Raw genomic sequence first — 17,512 nt, forward strand, 5'->3', positions numbered from 1 at the left:
ATGTCAGACGCGTTCACCACCCGAGTACTGCACGTCGCCTCCGGCACCCGGGAGCGGGTCGTCGATCTCACCCAGGACTGCGAGGCCTTTCTGCGGGAGGCCGCCGGAGAGCGGGACGGCCTGCTGAACATCTTCGTCCCGCACGCCACCGCCGGCATCGCCGTGATCGAGACGGGCGCCGGGAGCGACGACGACCTCCTCGCCGCCCTGCACACCCTCCTGCCCGCCGACGACCGCTGGCAGCACCGCCACGGCAGCCCCGGTCACGGCCGGGACCATGTCCTGCCGGCCTTCGTCCCGCCCCACGCGACCCTGCCCGTGGTGGCCGGGCGGCTGGAACTGGGCACCTGGCAGTCGGTGTGCCTCGTCGACACCAACAAGGACAACCCCGAGCGCAAGGTCCGCCTGTCGTTCCTGGGTTAGCCCGTCGGGACAGGGAGCCCTGCCCGCCCTGCGCGGCCGTCCCCCCGGTGTCAAGCTGGAGCCATGTCCCCGACATCCGGGCAGGCCGTGTCCCGCGTCTCCCGCGCGGAGTTCGACGCGCTGTTCGAGGCGGTGTGCACCTGGGGCCGCTGGGACCGGGCCGACCGCGGGGCCTGGAACCGGGTGACCGCCGACCGGGTGCGGCAGGCCCTGGCCGAGGCGCGGTCGGGGACCGTCGTCCCGCTGGCCCTCCCCTGGAACACCCGGCCCGAACCCGGCAACCCCAAGCCGGCCCTGCATCACATGACCGACCTCGGCGACGTGGAGACCCCCGAACCCGCCGCCCACAAGGACTTCATCGCCGTCGACTACCACGGCAGGGGCGTCACCCATCTCGACGCGCTCTCCCACATCGCCTACCGGGGCCTGCTCTACGACGGCCGTACGGCACGCGAGGCCGTCGACGCCGGCGGCGCCCGCTTCGGCGCGGTGGCGGAACTGGGGCCCCTGGTGACGAGGGGGGTGCTGCTCGATCTGCCCGTCGTGCTCGGGGTCCCCTGGCTGGAACCGGGGCAGGCGGTGCACGCCCGCGACGTCCTCGCCGCGGAGGCGGCGCTCGGGGCGGTGATCGGCGAGGGGGACGCGGTACTGCTGCGCACGGGGCATGTCCGCCGTCGTAGGGAACGGGGACCGTGGGACTCCGGCGCACTGAGCGCGGGTTTCCACGTGGACGCCGTACCGCTGCTGGCCGAGCGGGGTGTCGCCCTGCTTGGAGGGGACGGCGACAGTGACGTACGGCCCTCACCCGTCGTGGAGGTGCACTCGCCCGTGCATGCCCTGGCCGTCACCGCGATGGGGGTGCCGCTGCTGGACAACCTCGACCTGGAGGCCCTGTCGGCCGCGACGGCGGAGGCGGGCCGATACACGTTCCTGCTCGTCGTGGCGCCACTGAACATCCCCGGCGGGACCGGGTCGCCCGTCACCCCGGTCGCCGTCCTGTGACGACCGGCGTACGGACGTCACCGCATGTGAGGGGCGGGCCGGAGGCCGTCGCACGCCAAGGCGGGCGGCCCATGACTCACGCCGCTTATGTCCGTATGCTCTTCAATGTCGGATTAAATATTGCTCCGGTCATCTGCTTGACCGGAGGAGGGACGGGCGACAGGGCGAGTGGACGCGGGCGCGAGTGAGGCGAGGCGTGTTTCGATCCGAAGGAGAACAGGCTGCGGTGGGGCGTGCGACGGACGGCACGGGTCCCACGCTCTTCCGTGAGCGATTCCTGCAGGGCGAGTCCGTCGAACGCGGCGTAAGGCTGTCCATCCTGGACTCCTGGCAGCGCTGCCGGACCCTGGGGCTCTCGCCTGACCAGTCCGACCTGCCCTTCCGGGACGACTTCGAGGCGGACGGCCGTATCGTCCGCGCCGCCGCGCCGGTGCTCGACCGGCTGGAGTCCCTGTTCGCCGGCAGCAAGATCAATATCTCCGTCGCCGACGCGAACGGGACGGTCCTCCTGCGCCGCTTCGGCGAGACGTCCATGTCCCACAGCCTTCCGGCGATCCAGCGCGTCCCGGGCTTCGTGTTCGCCGAACGCGTCGCCGGAACCAACGGCATCGGTCTCGCCCTCGCCGAACGCCGGCTCATCCGCGTCTACGGCGCCGAGCACTTCGCCGAGCGCGCCCAGGCGAACGCGTGTGTCGCGCTGCCCGTGCGCGATCCGCTCAGCGGCGGCATCGAGGGCGTCCTGTGCTTCGGCTACCCGCGCGGCTTCGAGACCCCGGCGCTCAGCGGCGTGATCCGCAAGGCGGCCCGCGCCATGGAACGCCGGCTGCTGGGACAGAGCTCCGCTCGTGAGCGCGCACTGCTGCGGGCGTACCTGGCCACCCAGGCCGAAGCCGACGAGGCCGACGGCCGTGAGGGGAGTGCGCCGGCCCTGCGGCTGCGCCCCGGTGACCGGGCGCTGCTCATGGAGAAGGCCGCCGAGCTGATCTCCCGCGCGCAGCGGGCCGCCGTGGACGTACCGCTGCCCGACGGGCGCCGGGTGACCCTGGTGAGCCGACCGATGCGGAGCGCGTCGGGCGTGGAGGGCGTCGCCATCGAGGCGGTTCTGCCGGGTTCCACGCCCGGGGAACGCCTCGCGACCAGGGAACCGCTCGTCGTGCCGGCCCGGGGCGACGAGCGGCTGCCGACGCTCCCCGTCGGATTCCCCGTCGAGCCGGCCGTCGTCGCCGCCGTCTCGCGGCTCGACCGGCTCTCCCTCACGCCACCGGTGGGGCACCTGCCGAACGGGAACGGTGCCGCGGACGAGGATGGGGCCGAACGAGCCACGGTCGACCGTGACGGAGCCGATGGAGCCGTCGGTGCCGGAACCGCGGCTGTCTCCGTCACCGGCGCCGCAGCCGCCGGCGTCATCGCCGACGGCCTCGGTGCCGCCGCCAACGGTTCCCCCGAGCCGCCGCCCTCGGCGCGGGGGCTCGTCATGGTCGGGGAGCCGCAGGTCGGCGCCTACGCCCTGGCGGCGCGCCGCAGGCTGGAATTGCTGTCCGAGGCCAGCGCCCGCATCGGCACCACCCTGGACGTCCGTCGCACCGCCGAGGAACTCGCGGAGACCGCCGTCCCCCGGCTGGCCGACTACGTCACCGTCGACCTGCCCGACGCCGTCCTGCGCGGCGAGGAGTCCGCCGACCCGGTCGGTGACCTGCACCGGACGGTGATCCACGGCCTCCGTGACGACCTGCCCTTCACCCCCGTCGGCCGGCGGACCGACTTCGGCCCGACCGCGCCCCAGCGGCGCGCGCTGACCGGCGGTCAGGCGGTCCTGGAACCGGACCTGGCGAGCGCCGCGGGCTGGCTCGCCCAGGACCCCGAGCACACCGGGACCCTGCTCACCCAGGTGCACTCGCTCATCGCGGTCCCCCTGGTGGCGCGCGGGGTCGTGCTGGGCGTCGTCAGCTTCTACCGCGCCCAGGAACCCGCCCCCTTCGGCGACGACGACCGCTCGCTGGCCCAGGAACTCGCCACCCGCGCCGCCCTCTCCATCGACAACGCGCGGCGCTACACGCATGAGCGCGCCATGGTCCTGGCCCTCCAGCGCCGACTGCTCCCGCACGGGCTGCCCGACCAGGAGACCGTCGAGGTCGCCCACCGCTATCTGCCCGCCGAGGCCGACGTCGGCGGTGACTGGTACGACGTCATCCCGCTCTCCGGCGCGCGCATCGGCCTCCTGGTCGGTGACGTCGTCGGCCACGGCATGCTGTCCGCCGCCACCATGGGCCGGCTGCGCACCGCCGCCCGCAGCTTCGCCGAACTCGACTTCCCGCCCGACGAGGTCCTCGTCCACCTCGACAACCTCGTGGGCCGCCTCGACCGCGAGGACCCCGAGGGGGAGGGCGAGGGGATGGGCATCATCGGCGCGACCTGCCTGTACGCCGTCTACGACCCGACCTCGCAGCGCTGTGTGATGGCCCGCGCCGGACACCCGCCGCCCGCGCTGGTCCACCCCGACGGCGGCGTGACCTACCCGGACCTGCCCGCCGGACCCCCGCTCGGCCTCGGCGGACTGCCCTTCGACGCGGTGGAGATCGACCTGCCCGAGGACAGTCAGCTTGTCCTCTACACCGACGGTCTCATCGAGGACCGTCACCGTGACGTCGACCTGGTCCTCGACGAGCTGCGCGGGGCCCTGGCCCACCATCCCGAGCGCACCCCCGAGGACACCTGCCAGGCGATCCTGGACACGGTGGCGCCCGCGCATCCGTGTGACGACATCGCGCTGCTGGTCGCCCGCACCCATGCCCTGGACCCCGGCCGGATCGCCACCTGGGAGCTGCCCGCCGACCCCGCCCGAGTCGGCGAGGTCCGCGCCGCGGCCATGCGACAGCTGAGCGACTGGGGACTCGACGAGGCCGCCTTCGCCGCCGAGCTGATCCTCAGTGAGCTGGTCACCAACGCCATCCGGCACGGCACCGGGCCCGTACGGGTACGGCTGCTGCACGACCGTTCCCTGATCTGCGAGGTCGCCGACGCCAGCAACACGGCCCCGCACCTGCGCCGGGCGGCCAGCACCGACGAGGGCGGGCGCGGCCTCTTCCTCGTCGCCCAGCTCTCCCGGACCTGGGGCACGCGCTATCTCCCGGAGGGCAAGGTCATCTGGGCCGAGTGCGGGCTCGACGGCGTCTGAGGCGCACAGCCGAGTCGAATATCCGAAATGACATGAATGATCCCGATAGGATCGCCCCATGTGCGACGCTTCCGACCCGTCCGCCCCGGCGGCCGCGCCCCTCGCGTCGGAGCCCCTGGTCCGCATCCGCGGGCTCGGCAAACGGTTCGGCGGGACGCTCGCCCTGGCCGGGGTCGACCTCGACGTCCACGCGGGCAGCGTCCTCGCCCTCCTCGGGCCCAACGGCGCCGGGAAGTCCACCCTCATCAAGATCCTCGCCGGCGTCCACCACGCCGACGCGGGACGGATCACGGTGGACGGGCACCCCCTCGGCAGCCAGGCCGCCGCCCGCCGTATGTCGTTCATCCACCAGGACCTCGGGCTCGTGGAGTGGATGACGGTCGCCGAGAACATCGCCCTGAGCACCGGCTATCCACGCCGCGCCGGACTGGTCTCCTGGCGGCGCACCCGCGAGAGCTGCGCCGACGCCCTGGGCACCGTAGCCGCCCACGTCGATCCCGACACCCCGGTCGCCCGGCTGGCGCCCGCCGAACGGTCCCTGGTCGCCATCGCCCGGGCGCTCGCGGCCCGCGCCCGGCTGATCGTCCTGGACGAGCCGACCGCCCGCCTGCCCGCCCCGGACTGCGCCCGGCTCTTCGGCGTCCTGCACGCCCTGCGCGACCGCGGACACGCCGTCCTCTACGTCAGCCACCGCCTCGACGAGGTCTACGAGGTCGCCGACACCTTCGCCGTCCTGCGCGACGGCCACCTAGTCCGTCACGGCCTCCTGGCGGAGCACGCCCCCGCCCGCCTGGTGCACGACATCGTGGGCCCCCGGCCGACTGCCCCGGAGACCGAACAGCCGGCCACCCATGCCGGGGGTCGGCCCCCCGAGGAGGCCCCACCGCCGGCCCCCGCCCCGGCTCCCTCTTCGGCCCCGGGTCCGCCCGCCGCCCCGGCTCCGGCCCCAGGCCTCGGCCCAGCCTCCACCCGCGCCCCGGCTCCCGCTCAGGCTCCCGGTCCGGCCCCCGCCCCGGCTCCGGCCCCCGCCCCCGCCCGCACCCCCACCCCCGCCCTTCTCACCCTCGAAGCCGCTCGGGTCGCCGGCGCGGGTCCGGTCGACCTCGCTCTGCGGGCCGGGGAGGCCCTCGCTCTGGTCGGGCTCTCCGGTGCCGGGCACCTCGACCTCGGCCGGGCGCTCGCCGGGGCCCGTCCGCTCCTGGCCGGGCAGGTACGGCTCGGCGGGCAGCCGTACCGCCCCCGCACGGTCGCCGACGCCGTACGGCGAGGCGTCGGCTTCGTGCCCGGCGACCGGCTGCGCGAGGCCTGCCTCGCCGACCTGACCGTGCGCGAGAACCTCTTCGCCAACCCCGCCGCCGGAGGCCGCCCCGCACCCCGCTGGCTCGGCCCCCGCCGGGAACGCGCCGAGGCCGCCGCCCTGGTCGAGCGGTTCGCGGTGCGCCCCCATGACACCGAGGCGCCTCTCGCCACGCTGTCCGGGGGGAACCAGCAGAAAGTCGTGATCGGCCGCTGGCTGCGCGCGGACCTGCGGCTGCTGATCCTGGAGGAGCCGACCGCGAGCGTCGACATCGGCGCCAAGGCCGCCGTCCACCGCCTGCTCGACGAGGCGCTGGCCGCGGGCCTCGCGGTCCTGCTGATCTCCACCGACTTCGACGAGGTCGTCAGTGTGTGCCGACGCGCCCTGGTTTTCGTCCGGGGCGCCGTGACGGCCGAGCTGAGCGGCGCGGCCCTCACCGCCGCCGGGCTGACCCGCGCAGCCTCCGCCGTGCCCCCGCCCCGGACGGACCCGGGCCCGTGACGGCCCCCACCCCGCCCCGGCCCCGCCGACCGGGCGGGCACCTCGTCGGCGCCTACGGACTGCTCGCCCTCACCGCCCTGCTGGTCCTGGTCTTCTCCCTCGCCCTGCCCCGCACCTTCCCGACCCTCGACACCCTCGACTCGATCCTGTCCTCCCAGTCGATCCCGGCGATCCTCGCCCTCGCCGCCACGATCCCCATCGTGACCGGCGCGTTCGACCTCTCCCTCGGCTACGCCCTCGGGCTCGCCCACGTCATGGCGATGGAGCTGATCGTGAACGAGGGCTGGCCCTGGCCGCTCGCCGCGCTCGCGGTGATCGCGGGCGGCGCCGCCGTGGGCGTGCTCAACGGGGTGATCGTCGAATACGGGCGGATCGACTCCTTCATCGCCACCCTCGGCACCGGCAGCATGCTCTACGCCCTGACCGGCTGGGTCACCGACGGCGGCCGGATCGTCCCCGGCCCCGAGGGCCTCCCGCCCGCCTTCACCGACCTCTACGACTCCACGTTCCTCGGCCTCCCGGTCCCCGCCTTCTACGTCCTCGCCCTCACCGCGGTCCTGTGGCTGGTCCTGGAACGGCTGCCCCTCGGCCGGTACCTGTACGTCGTCGGCTCCAACCCCCGCGCCGCCGACCTCCTCGGCATCCCCACCCGCAAGTACACCGTGTACGCCTTCACCGCGTCGGGCCTGATCGTCGGCATGGCGGGGGTGCTGCTCGCGGCCCAGCAGCAGATCGGCAACCCGAGCGTCGGCCTGGACTACCTGCTGCCCGCCTTCGCCGGGGCCCTCCTCGGCGCCACCGCGATCAAGCCCGGCCGGCCCAACGCCCTCGGCACCCTGGTCGCCGTCACCGTCCTCGCCGTCGGCCTCACCGGCATCGGGCAGCTCGGCGCCGACTTCTGGACGGTCCCGCTGTTCTACGGCGGCACCCTGCTTCTCGCCGTCGGCCTAGCCGGATACGCCGCCCGCCGCCGACTGAGCGGCGGGGTGCACGCAGCCCGCGACGCACCGCCCGACCCCTCCCCGTAGCTCCCCGCCCGCGCCCACCCGGCCCTGTCTCCAACCATCCGTCCCCACTCGTCCCCACCCTGTTCTCCGTCTGTTCCCCTCCCACGAGGAGTACCCGTGCACGGCAACCGCAGAGCCACCCCCGGCGCCCGTACCGCCCGGACCGGCTCGTGTGCCCTGCTCCTGGCGGCGGTCACCGCCCTCGCCGGCTGTCAGCGCGGCTCGTCGGACACCTCGGGGGAGACCCCCACCGGGCCCAACGGCTGCCCCGCCGTCCACGCCACGGCACAGGCCTCGGTCCTGCGGGCCGAGCAGAGCGACGTCCCCTGGGGCGGGCCGACCACCGGACCGCGGGCCGTGCCGCGCAAGACCCTCGTCTACGTCGCGCAGACCATGACCAACCCGGGGGTCGCGGGCGTCGCGAAGGGCGTACGGGAGGCCGCGCGGGTCATCGGCTGGAACGTCCGGGTCATCGACGGCGGCGGCACTCCCGCCGGCCTCCAGTCGGCGATGAGCGAGGCCGTCGCCCTGCGACCCTCCGGCATCGTCATCGGCGGCTTCGACCCGAACTCGACCTCGGAACAGGTGGCACGGGCCAACCGGGAGGGCATCCCGCTCGTCGGCTGGCACGCTCTCCCCGCCCCCGGCCCCAGCCGCCGGCCCGAGCTGTTCACCAATGTCACCACTCATGTCGAGGAGGTGGCCGAGATCAGTGCGCGCTGGATCATCGCCCACTCCCAGGGCCGTGCCGGGGTCGTCCTGATCACCGACGCCTCGATCCCCTTCGCCAGGAACAAGTCCGAGCTGATCAGGAAGGAACTCGCCACCTGCCCGGGCGTCAGCCTCCTCGCCTACCCCAACATCCCCATCCCGGACGCCGGCAGCCGCACCCCGCGCGAGATCTCCTCCCTCCTCGCCCGTTTCGGCGCCCGGTGGACCCACTCCGTCGCCATCAACGACCTGTACTTCGCCGACGCGGCCCCCGCCTTCCGCGCCGCGGGGAAGAAGGGTGCCGGGCCGCCGTACAACATCGGCGCGGGCGACGGCGACCCCTCCGCCTTCCAGCGCATCAACAGCCGCCAGTACCAGGCCGCCACCGTGCCAGAACCGCTGTCCCTCCAGGGCTGGCAGATCGTCGACGAGTTCAACCGCGCCTTCTCCCGGGCGCCCGCCAGCGGCTACACGGCACCCGTCCACATCGCCACCGCCGACAACAGCGCCGGCACCAGCTCCTGGGACCCGACGGGCTACCGGCAGGCGTACCGCACCATCTGGGGGAAGTAGGCGTCAGCCCAGGGCCCGGTCCAGGTTGAAGGCCGCGCTGATCAGCGCCAGATGGGTGAACGCCTGGGGGAAGTTCCCCTGCTGCTCACCCGTCTGGCTGATCTCCTCGGCGAAGAGGCCCAGGTGGTTGGCGTAGGTCAGCATCTTCTCGAACGCCAGCCGTGCCTCGTCCAGCCGCCCGGCGTGCACCAGCGCCTCGACGTACCAGAACGAGCAGATGGAGAACGTGCCCTCGTCGCCGCGCAGCCCGTCGGGGCTGGCCACCGGGTCGTAGCGGTAGACCAGGGAGTCGGAGACCAGGTCCTCGGTGAGCGCGTCGAGCGTCGACAGCCACTTGGGGTCGGTCGGCGCGATGAACTTCGTCAGCGGCATCATCAGCACCGCCGCGTCCAGCACGTCCCCGTCCTCGTGCTGCACGAACGCCTGCCGCCGCGGCGACCAGCCACGGTTGTGGATGCGCCGGTAGATGGTGTCGCGGGCCTCCTGCCAGCGGGGCAGGTCGGCGGGCAGTCCGCGCCGGTTCGCCATCCGGATCGCCCGTTCGAGCGCCACCCAGCACATCAGCCGCGAGTACAGGAAGTTCTTGCGGCCGCCCCGGGTCTCCCACACGCCCTCGTCCGGCTGGTCCCAGTGGGCGCACACCCAGTCGACCAGGGCGCACACGTCGTCCCACTGGTCGCTGGAGACCGGCTGCGCCCACTTGTCGTACAGGTACACCGAGTCGATCAGCGCGCCGTAGATGTCCAGCTGGAGCTGGTCCGCGGCGGCGTTGCCGACCCGTACCGGGGCGGATCCCTGATGGCCCTCCAGATGCGTGAGCTCGCTCTCGGACAGGTCGGTGCGCCCGTCGATGCCGTACATGATCTGCAAAGGCCCGGAGGGCTTGCCGTCGCCCGGGGTGATGTGCCGGGTCACGAACTCCATGAAGGCCCCGGCCTCGTCGGAGAACCCCAGCCGCAGCAGCGCGTACACACAGAACGCGGCGTCGCGCACCCAGACGTACCGGTAGTCCCAGTTGCGCTCGCCGCCCACCTGCTCGGGCAGGCTCGTGGTCGGCGCGGCCACGATCGCCCCCGTGGGCGCGTAGGTGAGCAGTTTCAGGGTGAGCGCGGAGCGGTGCACCATCTCCCGCCAGCGGCCCCGGTACCGGGAGGCGGACAGCCAGCGCCGCCAGTACGTCACCGTCGCCGCGAACTGCTCCTCGGCCTCGGTGCGTGCGCACCGCCGCGGGGTGACCTCGCCGCCCACCTGGTCGAGGGCGAACACCGCCGACTCGCCCTCGGACAGTTTGAAGTCCGCCCGCACGTCCGGCCCGTCGCACTCCAGGGGCACCGTCGAGGTCAGGGAGAGTGCCAGCTTCTCGGACTCGAAGACGGCCATGCCCTCGACCAGGCGGACGGTGTGGGCACTGGCGCCGTAGTCGAACCGGGGCGCCACCCGGGTACGGAACGGCAGCGCGCCGCGCACACACAGCACCCGCCGGATCAGCCGGTGCCGTTCGACCTCGGCGGACCCGCCGGTCACCGGCATGAAGTCCTGCACCTCACCCACCCCGTCCGCGGTGAAGAACCGGGTGATCAGGACGTTGGTGTCGGGGAAGTAGAACTGCTTCGTACGGGCCGCCACCGCCGCCGCCAGCTCGAACGAGCCGCCGCGCCGGGCGTCCAGAACCGATCCGAACACGCTCGGCGAGTCGAACGACGGACAGCAGTACCAGTCGATCGTGCCGTCCGTCCCCACCAGGGCCACACTGCGCAGATCACCGATCAGCCCGTGCTCGGCGATCGGCAGATAGCCGTCGGCATCGGCCATGACAGCCTCCCTGTCCCGACCCGCTCCGGCGAGGCTTCCAGCCTAGGCGGGATCGGCCGCCGCGTCCTCGGCAGCCGGTCGCCCGCCCAGGGCGTCGAAGGAGAGGCCCGCCGGTCCCGGGCCCCGGTCCGCGCTCGCGTCACACCTGGTGCGGTGCGAACAACTCCAGATGACCGCAGACACGGCAGCGATAGGCGTCTATCTGGAAGCGGGGCCGGCCCAGACGCCTGGCCCCGCCGAAGATCCCCCGCTGGAGCGGCCCGGGAATCCACCGCGCGTAGCCGCGGGAGTGCTCGCCCGAGTCCTCGACGAACCCCGGCTCCAGCTCGAACCCCTGGCACTGCGTGCATCTCATCTCCATGGCCGCACTGTAGGAGCAGCCGGAGCGGGCCGGTGAGCCCCCTGCGCCAACGGCCCGTCACCGTTCATCCGTCGTCGTCCACGCTCACCCGGCTCACCCGACTCACCCGATGTCCACCACCCGTGCCCAGTCGGGCGGCGCGTCGGGCACATAGTCGAGGTCGCTCTCCCGCCAGGAGCCCCCGGGCCGGGAGAAGAGCCCCACGACCGTACGGCACGGCGGACGCGCCTCGGGCCAAGGCGTCTGACCGTCCGTCAGCACCACGATCACATCCGGCCGGGGCCGCGTCCGCAGCGCCCTCGCGAAGCCCGTGCGCAGATCCGTACCCCCGCCGCCCATCAGCGCGATCCCCTCGCCCCGGCAGAGCGAGTGCGCGAACGGGGCGTCCGCGTCGCACGGCAGTACGGTGACCAGGTCCCGCCGCCCGCCCACCGCACGGCAGATCGCGGCGACCTCCAGCAGCGCGCCGCCCAGTTCGGCGTCGCTGACCGACCTCGACGTGTCGATGATCACGGACACCCGGGGCGGCCGTCGCCGCAGGCTCGGCAGGACGACCCCGGGCACCCCGGACGAGCGCCGCGCCGGCCTCCCGTACGAGTAGTCCTCGCCCCCGCCCGCGCCCGACGCGGCCGAACGGACCGCCGCGCCCAGCAACTCCCGCCAGGGCTGCGGCGGATGGAACGCCTCCTCGGCCCACCGCCGCCACCGCTGCGGCGCGTTCCCCGGACGGCCCTTGATGCCCTGCGCCACCCGGAACCGGACGGCGTCCCGCTCCTGCTCGCTCAGCCCGTGCGCGCCGTCGGGGCCGAGGTCCCATTCCCGCGCCAGCCCGTCGGCACCGCTGCCGCAGTCCAGCCAGGCCAGGTCCTGGGTGGGTGACCCGAGCGTGAAACACCGCAGGTAGTCCTCCATCAGCCTGCCCTCGGGCAGCCCCAGGAACTCCGGGTCGACGGCGCCCGTCGGACGGACCAGCCCGTCGCCGTAGACGTCGTCGTTGATCTCGCAGTCCGCCGCGATGTTCATCCGGAGCCGTTCCCCGGGCCCGGTCAGTCCGCGCTCCCGGGCCACCCGGTCGCTGCGCCCGTGATGGTCGCGCAGCAGGTGCGAGACCTCGTGCACCCAGACCGCCGCCAGTTCCTCCACCGGCATCCGCGCCACGAACGCGGGCGAGACATAGCACCGCCAGTGGGGGTCGACGCCCATCGTCGGCACCCGCCGGGACTCGACGACCTGCAGGGCGAACAGCGCGGTGGCCAGGTAGGGACGGGCCCGCGCGGCCTGCAGCCGGGCGCTGAAGAGCTTGTCGCGGTCCAGGGGCATCGGCGGCAGTGCTCCGGCTGTGCCCTCCGTGTCGCTCACGTCCACGTCGTCCGCGTCCCGGTCCTTCATCGGCCGTGGCCCCCTCATGCCTTCGCCCGGGCCGCCGTACGCGTCGCCGCCCGGTCCGCCCGCCGGGACAGCGAGACGACCCCGGCAAGCTGCTCGATCGAGGCCGGCACCTGCCACTCCTGGCAGCGCAGCGCCGCGAGGCTCGTCGCCGGGACCACCACCAGGTCCGGCGCCCCCGTCTCCACCGCTCGCACCATCAGTGCCCAGGCCGCGTCCCAGCGGGACTTGTCGGGACGCTCCCGGACGGCGGCCACCACGCCGTCGAGCACGGCCTGCCGGAGGTCCCCGCGCTCGGGCAGTTCGGCAGCGGCCGGGTCGGCAAGCAGCGCCTCGGGGTCCGGCAGGTCCAGCCGGTCCAGGCTCGATGAGCGTACGGATCGTCGCCACGGCCCGCCACGCCATTTATGACGACCCGCCACCCCCTTGCGGTACGACCCGTGTCCCCCGTTCGGCCCACCGCGCGTCACCGACGGCCTCCGAGTCATTGCGGCCGGGTCCGAGCCGCCCGACTGTGGAGGCAGGACCGGCGAGCGAGGAGGACGGGCGATGACGGACGCCGAAAGACCGGTGGACGCCGAGCGGCGGCGGCTCGCGGAGGCCGACGCCGGCGTGGCGCCCTGGCGGCGCTGGGGCCCGTACCTGAGCGAGCGGCAGTGGGGGACGGTCCGCGAGGACTACAGCGCGGACGGCGACGCGTGGTCGTACTTCACCCATGACCAGGCCCGCTCCCGCGCCTACCGCTGGGGCGAGGACGGCATCGCCGGGGTCAGCGACGACAAGCAGCTGCTGTGCTTCGCGCTGGCCCTGTGGAACGGCCGCGACCCGATCCTCAAGGAACGCATGTTCGGCCTGACCAACGCCGAGGGCAACCACGGCGAGGACGCCAAGGAGTACTGGTTCCACCTCGACAACACGCCCACCCACTCGTACATGAAGTACCTCTACAAATACCCGCAGAGCGCGTTCCCCTACGCCGACCTCGTCGCCACCAACCGGGCGCGCGGCCGACGCGACCTCGAGTACGAGCTGCTCGACACCGGCGTCTTCGACGAGGACCGCTACTTCGACGTGTTCGTCGAGTACGCCAAGGCCGGCCCGGAGGATCTGCTGGTCGAGATCACCGCGCACAACCGGGGCCCCGACGAGGCCACCCTGCACCTGCTGCCGACCCTCTGGTTCCGGCACACCTGGTCCTGGGCCGGCGGCACGGCCGTCCCCGCCCTGCGCGCGACCGACGGCGCCGTCCGCGCCGACCACCGGGACCTGGGGCCGCGCTGGCTCCACCACGAGGGCGGCGAGCCGCTCTTCACGGACAACGAGACCGACGACGAGCGGATCTTCGGCAGCCCGAACACCACCCCGTACGTCAAGGACGGCATCGGCCGCCGCGTCGTCCACGGCGACACCACCGCCGTCAACCCGGCCCGCACCGGCACCAAGGCCGCCGTCCACCACGTCCTGACCGTCCCCGGCGGCCGGAGCGCCACGGTCCGCCTGCGCCTGACCGACACCGAACTGCCCGCTCCCTGGGCCGACTTCACCCAGGTCATGGACGCACGCCGCACCGAGGCCGACGCCTTCTACGACGCCCTCACCCCCGACAGCATGGGCGACGACGAGCGCCGCACGGTCCGCCAGGCGCTCGCCGGAATGCTGTGGTCCAAGCAGTACTACCACCTGGACGTCGAACGCTGGCTCGCCGAACACGGCGTCGACCCCCTCGCCGCCGACCCCGGGATCCGCAACAGCGGCTGGTACCACATGGTCCACGACGAGATCATGTCGATGCCCGACACCTGGGAGTACCCCTGGTTCGCGGCCTGGGACCTCGCCTTCCACACCCTCGCCCTCGCCATGGTCGACATCGCCTTCGCCAAGGACCAGCTCGCCCTGCTGCTGCGCCGCCTCTCGCTGCACCCCAACGGCCAGATCCCGGCGTACGAATGGAACTTCGGTGACGTCAACCCGCCCGTGCACGCCTGGGCCGTCCTCTTCGTGTACGAACTGGAGAAGCGCCGCACCGGCCGCGGCGACCGCGCCTTCCTGGAGAACGCCTTCCAGAAGCTGATGAAGAACTTCACCTGGTGGCTCAACCGCAAGGACACCGACGGCAACAACGTCTTCCAGGGCGGCTTCCTCGGCCTCGACAACATCGGCGTCTTCGACCGCAGCGCGCCCCTGCCCACCGGCGGTCACCTCGACCAGGCCGACGGCACCGCCTGGATGGCGCTCTACTGCCAGAACCTCCTCGACATCGCCATCGAACTCGCCGTCGACAACCCGGTCTACGTCGAACAGGCGCAGATGCTCTTCGAGCACTTCGCGTGGATCGCCGTCGCCATGAACCGCATGGGCCCGGACAACGCCAGCCTCTGGGACGAGGAGGACGGCTTCTTCTACGACGTGCTGCGCCTGCCCGACGGCAGTGCCACCCCGCTGAAGGTACGGTCCCTGGTCGGTCTGATACCGCTGGCGGCGACCAGTGTGATCGGCGGCCGGGCCGATCGCGCCTTCCCCGAACTCGTCGCAGGGGCAAAGGAGTTCATCCGGCGGCACCCGGCAGTGGAGGCGGTCGTCGAGCAGCAGGACCTGGGGTCCGGAGCCGACGGCCGGTACCTGTTCGCGCTGTTCGGCGAGGACCGGCTGCGCCGCGTCCTGGCCCGGATGCTCGACGAGGACGAGTTCCTCGGCCCCTACGGCATCCGCTCCCTCTCCCGCCACCACGCCGAGCACCCGTACACCTTCGAGGTGCACGGGCAGACGTACGGTGTGGGCTATCTGCCCGCCGAGTCCGACTCCGGCATGTTCGGCGGCAACTCCAACTGGCGCGGCCCGGTGTGGTTCCCCGTCAACGTCCTGATCATCCGCGCCCTGCTGAACCTGCACGACTACCACGGCCCCGCCTTCACCGTGGAGTGCCCGACCGGATCCGGCCGGTCGCTGAACCTCTACGAGGTCGCCCGCGAGATCTCCGACCGGCTCACCGCCACCTTCCTGCGCGACGCCGACGGCCACCGTCCGGTGCACGGCGCCCAGGCCAAGTTCGCCAAGGACCCGCACTGGAAAGACCTGATCCTGTTCCACGAGTACTTCCACGGCGACGACGGCTCGGGCCTCGGCGCCTCCCACCAGACCGGCTGGACCGGACTGGTCGCCGCGATCGCCACCCTGTTCCACACCATCGACGCCGACGACTGGCGGCACGGCGGCCGCACCTCGCTCGAACCCGCGCCGGACGACCGCGGGGAGCCGCTGTCGTGACCGTGATCCATGAGATCAACACCCTGGTCTGGCTCGACGGACTGGGCCGCCGTCTCGGCCGCCGCATCACCCTGGGTGAGGTGCCGGGCGAGGTCTGGGACACGCTCGCACGGCCCGGCGTCGACACGGTCTGGCTGATGGGCGTCTGGGAGCGCAGCCCGGTAGGCCTCGGCGTCGCGCTGCGCGACGAGCACCTCCTGAAGTCGTTCCGCGAGGCCCTGCCCGACCTCACCGAGGCGGACATCGCCGGCTCCCCCTACTGCGTACGCGACTACGTCGTCGATCCGTCCCTCGGCGGCCCCGGCGGCCTGGCCGAGGCCCGCGCCCAACTGGCCCGTCGGGGACTGAGGCTGATCCTCGATCACGTGCCCAACCACGTGGCCCCCGACCACCCCTGGCTCGCCGCGCACCCCGAACGCCTGATCCGGGGCACGGCGGACGACCTGGCCCGAGACCCCGGCGGATATCTGGAGCGGGAGGGGCACGTGTTCGCCCGGGGCCGTGACCCCTACTTCCCGCCCTGGCCGGACGTCGTGCAACTCAACGCCTTCAGCGAGGAGTTGCGCCGGGCCACGGTCGACACGCTCGTCTCCGTCGGCGACCAGGCGGACGGCGTGCGCTGCGACATGGCGATGCTGATGATGAACGACGTGTTCGCCAAGACCTGGGGCGAGCGGGCGGGACCCGCGCCCGCCGAGGACTTCTGGCCCCACGTCCTTCCCCGGGTGCGCGCCCGCCACCCCGACCTGCTCCTCGTCGCGGAGGCGTACTGGGACCTCGAAGGGGCCCTCCAGCAGCAGGGCTTCGACCACTGCTACGACAAACGGCTCTACGACCGGCTCGCCCACGAGGGCGCGGGACCGGTCCGCGCTCATCTGGGCGCCGACCTCGCCTTTCAGCGAGGCCTGGTCCGCTTCCTGGAGAACCACGACGAACCGCGCGCCGCCACCGCCCTGCCCGGCGGCCGGGGACGCGCGGCGGCCGTCACCGTGGCGACCCTGCCCGGCGCCACCCTCTGGCACGAGGGCCAGTTCGAGGGGCGCGCCGTGCGGCTCCCCGTATTTCTGCGCCGGGCGCCCGAGGAACCGGCCGACACCTCGCTCCGGGACTTCTACGCCCGACTGCTGCCCGCCGCCGCCCGCGCCCGCCGCGGCGAGTGGCGGCAGCTCACCCCGACGGGCTGGCCCGACAACGACACCCACTCCCGGCTGCTCGCCTGGACCTGGACCGCCTCCGACGCCCGCCACCTGGTCGTCGTCAACCACTGCGACAGCCCGTCCCAGGCGAGGATCCCCCTCACCTGGGACGGGCTGCGCGGGCACACCCACCGACTGACCGACCTGCTCACCGCACAGTCGTACGACCGCGAGGGCGCCGAACTGACCGACCCCGGTCTCTTCGTCGCCCTGGAGCCCTGGCAGGCCCACCTCTTCGAGGTCAGCCCATGCTCTTCGCCCCGTCCAGGGACTCCCGGATGATGTCGGCATGACCGGCGTGCTGGGCCGTCTCGGCGACGATGTGGATCAGCACCCGGCGCGCCGACCGACGGCCGCCCGGCTCGAACCACGGCGCCTTCGGCAGCGGGTGCTCCACGTCCAGGCTGGGCAGGGAGACGACCAACTCGTCCGTACGGCGGGCCACCTCCTCGTACTCCTTCAGCACGCCCGCCAGCGTCTCGCCCGGCAGCATCCGGAACTCGTCCGCCCGCCGGGCGAAGTCCGCCTCGGTCATCGCGTCGAAGTCACCCAGCGCGGACGGACCCTCGACGATGAAGTCGGCCCAGCCGCGCTCCATCGAGGTCACATGCTTGATCAGCCCGCCCAGACACAGTTCGCTGGCCGTCGTCCGCTGCCCGGCCTGCTCGTCCGTGAGGTCACGGGCGGGGAAACGCAGGAAGTGCCGGGCAGCGGCCAGCTCCTTCAGCAGGTCGGCGCGCTCGCCGGTGACGGCCTGGGCGGGGGTGGCGGTGGAGTCGCTCATGGTCCTCTTCTCCCGTGTGG

At 73.1% G+C, this 17,512-nt stretch carries 12 protein-coding genes and 1 pseudogene; 8 read left to right on the plus strand and 5 right to left on the minus strand.

The annotated features are described in order from the left end of the window. The 6 genes from U5640_RS40170 to U5640_RS40195 all read left to right on the plus strand — a co-directional run bounded on the left by U5640_RS40170 (position 1) and on the right by U5640_RS40195 (position 8,689). Entirely contained in the window at positions 1–423 is a 423-nt protein-coding gene (locus tag U5640_RS40170) for a secondary thiamine-phosphate synthase enzyme YjbQ (protein ID WP_340384159.1), read from the plus strand. 63 nt (positions 424–486) lie between these two features. Further along, the gene (locus U5640_RS40175) at positions 487–1,425 is read left to right on the plus strand and encodes a cyclase family protein (RefSeq protein ID WP_340384160.1); all 939 of its coding nucleotides are present in this window, start codon (positions 487–489) and stop codon (positions 1,423–1,425) included. A 226-nt stretch (positions 1,426–1,651) separates the two neighbouring features. Further along, positions 1,652–4,600: a SpoIIE family protein phosphatase gene (locus U5640_RS40180; protein ID WP_340384161.1), complete on the plus strand. Its 2,949-nt coding sequence runs from the start codon at positions 1,652–1,654 to the stop codon at positions 4,598–4,600. Between the two features lie 58 nt (positions 4,601–4,658). Next, the gene (locus tag U5640_RS40185) at positions 4,659–6,398 is read left to right on the plus strand and encodes a sugar ABC transporter ATP-binding protein (RefSeq protein ID WP_340384162.1); all 1,740 of its coding nucleotides are present in this window, start codon (positions 4,659–4,661) and stop codon (positions 6,396–6,398) included. Beyond that, positions 6,395–7,426 carry an ABC transporter permease gene (locus U5640_RS40190; RefSeq protein WP_340384163.1) on the plus strand — a complete coding sequence of 344 codons (1,032 nt, stop codon included), beginning with the start codon at positions 6,395–6,397 and terminating at the stop codon, positions 7,424–7,426. The genes U5640_RS40185 and U5640_RS40190 overlap by 4 nt, the downstream gene beginning before the upstream one ends. A 96-nt stretch (positions 7,427–7,522) precedes the next feature. Further along, complete coding sequence (locus tag U5640_RS40195) at positions 7,523–8,689, plus strand: substrate-binding domain-containing protein (RefSeq protein ID WP_340384164.1); 1,167 nt, start codon at positions 7,523–7,525, stop codon at positions 8,687–8,689. Between the two features lie 3 nt (positions 8,690–8,692). Here U5640_RS40195 and U5640_RS40200 read toward each other — a convergent pair whose 3' ends face one another. The 4 genes and pseudogenes from U5640_RS40200 to U5640_RS40215 form a co-directional block, all read right to left on the minus strand. Continuing rightward, positions 8,693–10,501, minus strand: a complete 1,809-nt coding sequence (locus tag U5640_RS40200) for a glycoside hydrolase family 15 protein (protein ID WP_340384165.1) — start codon at positions 10,499–10,501, stop codon at positions 8,693–8,695. 139 nt (positions 10,502–10,640) lie between these two features. Next, the gene (locus U5640_RS40205; RefSeq protein WP_340384166.1) at positions 10,641–10,862 is read right to left on the minus strand and encodes a hypothetical protein; all 222 of its coding nucleotides are present in this window, start codon (positions 10,860–10,862) and stop codon (positions 10,641–10,643) included. Between the two features lie 102 nt (positions 10,863–10,964). Then, on the minus strand, positions 10,965–12,182 hold the full coding sequence (locus tag U5640_RS40210; protein ID WP_340385617.1) for a VWA-like domain-containing protein: 1,218 nt from the start codon (positions 12,180–12,182) through the stop codon (positions 10,965–10,967). Between the two features lie 83 nt (positions 12,183–12,265). Next, positions 12,266–12,616, minus strand: a pseudogene (locus U5640_RS40215) (AAA family ATPase); the annotation flags it as partial. Positions 12,617–12,797: 181 nt separating this feature from the next. On the opposite strand from U5640_RS40215, the gene U5640_RS40220 reads away from it, so the two are divergent. Continuing rightward, a complete protein-coding gene (locus U5640_RS40220; protein ID WP_340384167.1) occupies positions 12,798–15,512 on the plus strand; it encodes a glucosidase in 2,715 nt (904 codons plus the stop codon). After that, on the plus strand, positions 15,509–16,990 hold the full coding sequence (locus tag U5640_RS40225; protein WP_340384168.1) for an alpha-amylase family glycosyl hydrolase: 1,482 nt from the start codon (positions 15,509–15,511) through the stop codon (positions 16,988–16,990). Before U5640_RS40220 ends, U5640_RS40225 begins: the two co-directional genes overlap by 4 nt. Here U5640_RS40225 and U5640_RS40230 read toward each other — a convergent pair. Further along, positions 16,950–17,492, minus strand: a complete 543-nt coding sequence (locus U5640_RS40230) for a DinB family protein (protein WP_340384169.1) — start codon at positions 17,490–17,492, stop codon at positions 16,950–16,952. The genes U5640_RS40225 and U5640_RS40230 overlap by 41 nt on opposite strands. Positions 17,493–17,512 lie beyond the last annotated feature (20 nt).

This window comes from Streptomyces sp. SS7 (genome assembly GCF_037993025.1).
Lineage (GTDB): Bacteria > Actinomycetota > Actinomycetes > Streptomycetales > Streptomycetaceae > Streptomyces.

What these genes read in the sequence shown, in the direction of transcription:
- U5640_RS40170 (WP_340384159.1), top strand. Translation starts at nt 1, where the DNA reads ATGTCAGACGCGTTCACCACCCGAGTACTGCACGTCGCCTCCGGCACC.
- U5640_RS40175 (WP_340384160.1), top strand. Translation starts at nt 487, where the DNA reads ATGTCCCCGACATCCGGGCAGGCCGTGTCCCGCGTCTCCCGCGCGGAG.
- U5640_RS40185 (WP_340384162.1), top strand. Translation starts at nt 4,659, where the DNA reads ATGTGCGACGCTTCCGACCCGTCCGCCCCGGCGGCCGCGCCCCTCGCG.
- U5640_RS40200 (WP_340384165.1), bottom strand. Translation starts at nt 10,501, where the DNA reads ATGGCCGATGCCGACGGCTATCTGCCGATCGCCGAGCACGGGCTGATC.
- U5640_RS40205 (WP_340384166.1), bottom strand. Translation starts at nt 10,862, where the DNA reads ATGGAGATGAGATGCACGCAGTGCCAGGGGTTCGAGCTGGAGCCGGGG.
- U5640_RS40210 (WP_340385617.1), bottom strand. Translation starts at nt 12,182, where the DNA reads ATGCCCCTGGACCGCGACAAGCTCTTCAGCGCCCGGCTGCAGGCCGCG.
- U5640_RS40220 (WP_340384167.1), top strand. Translation starts at nt 12,798, where the DNA reads ATGACGGACGCCGAAAGACCGGTGGACGCCGAGCGGCGGCGGCTCGCG.
- U5640_RS40230 (WP_340384169.1), bottom strand. Translation starts at nt 17,492, where the DNA reads ATGAGCGACTCCACCGCCACCCCCGCCCAGGCCGTCACCGGCGAGCGC.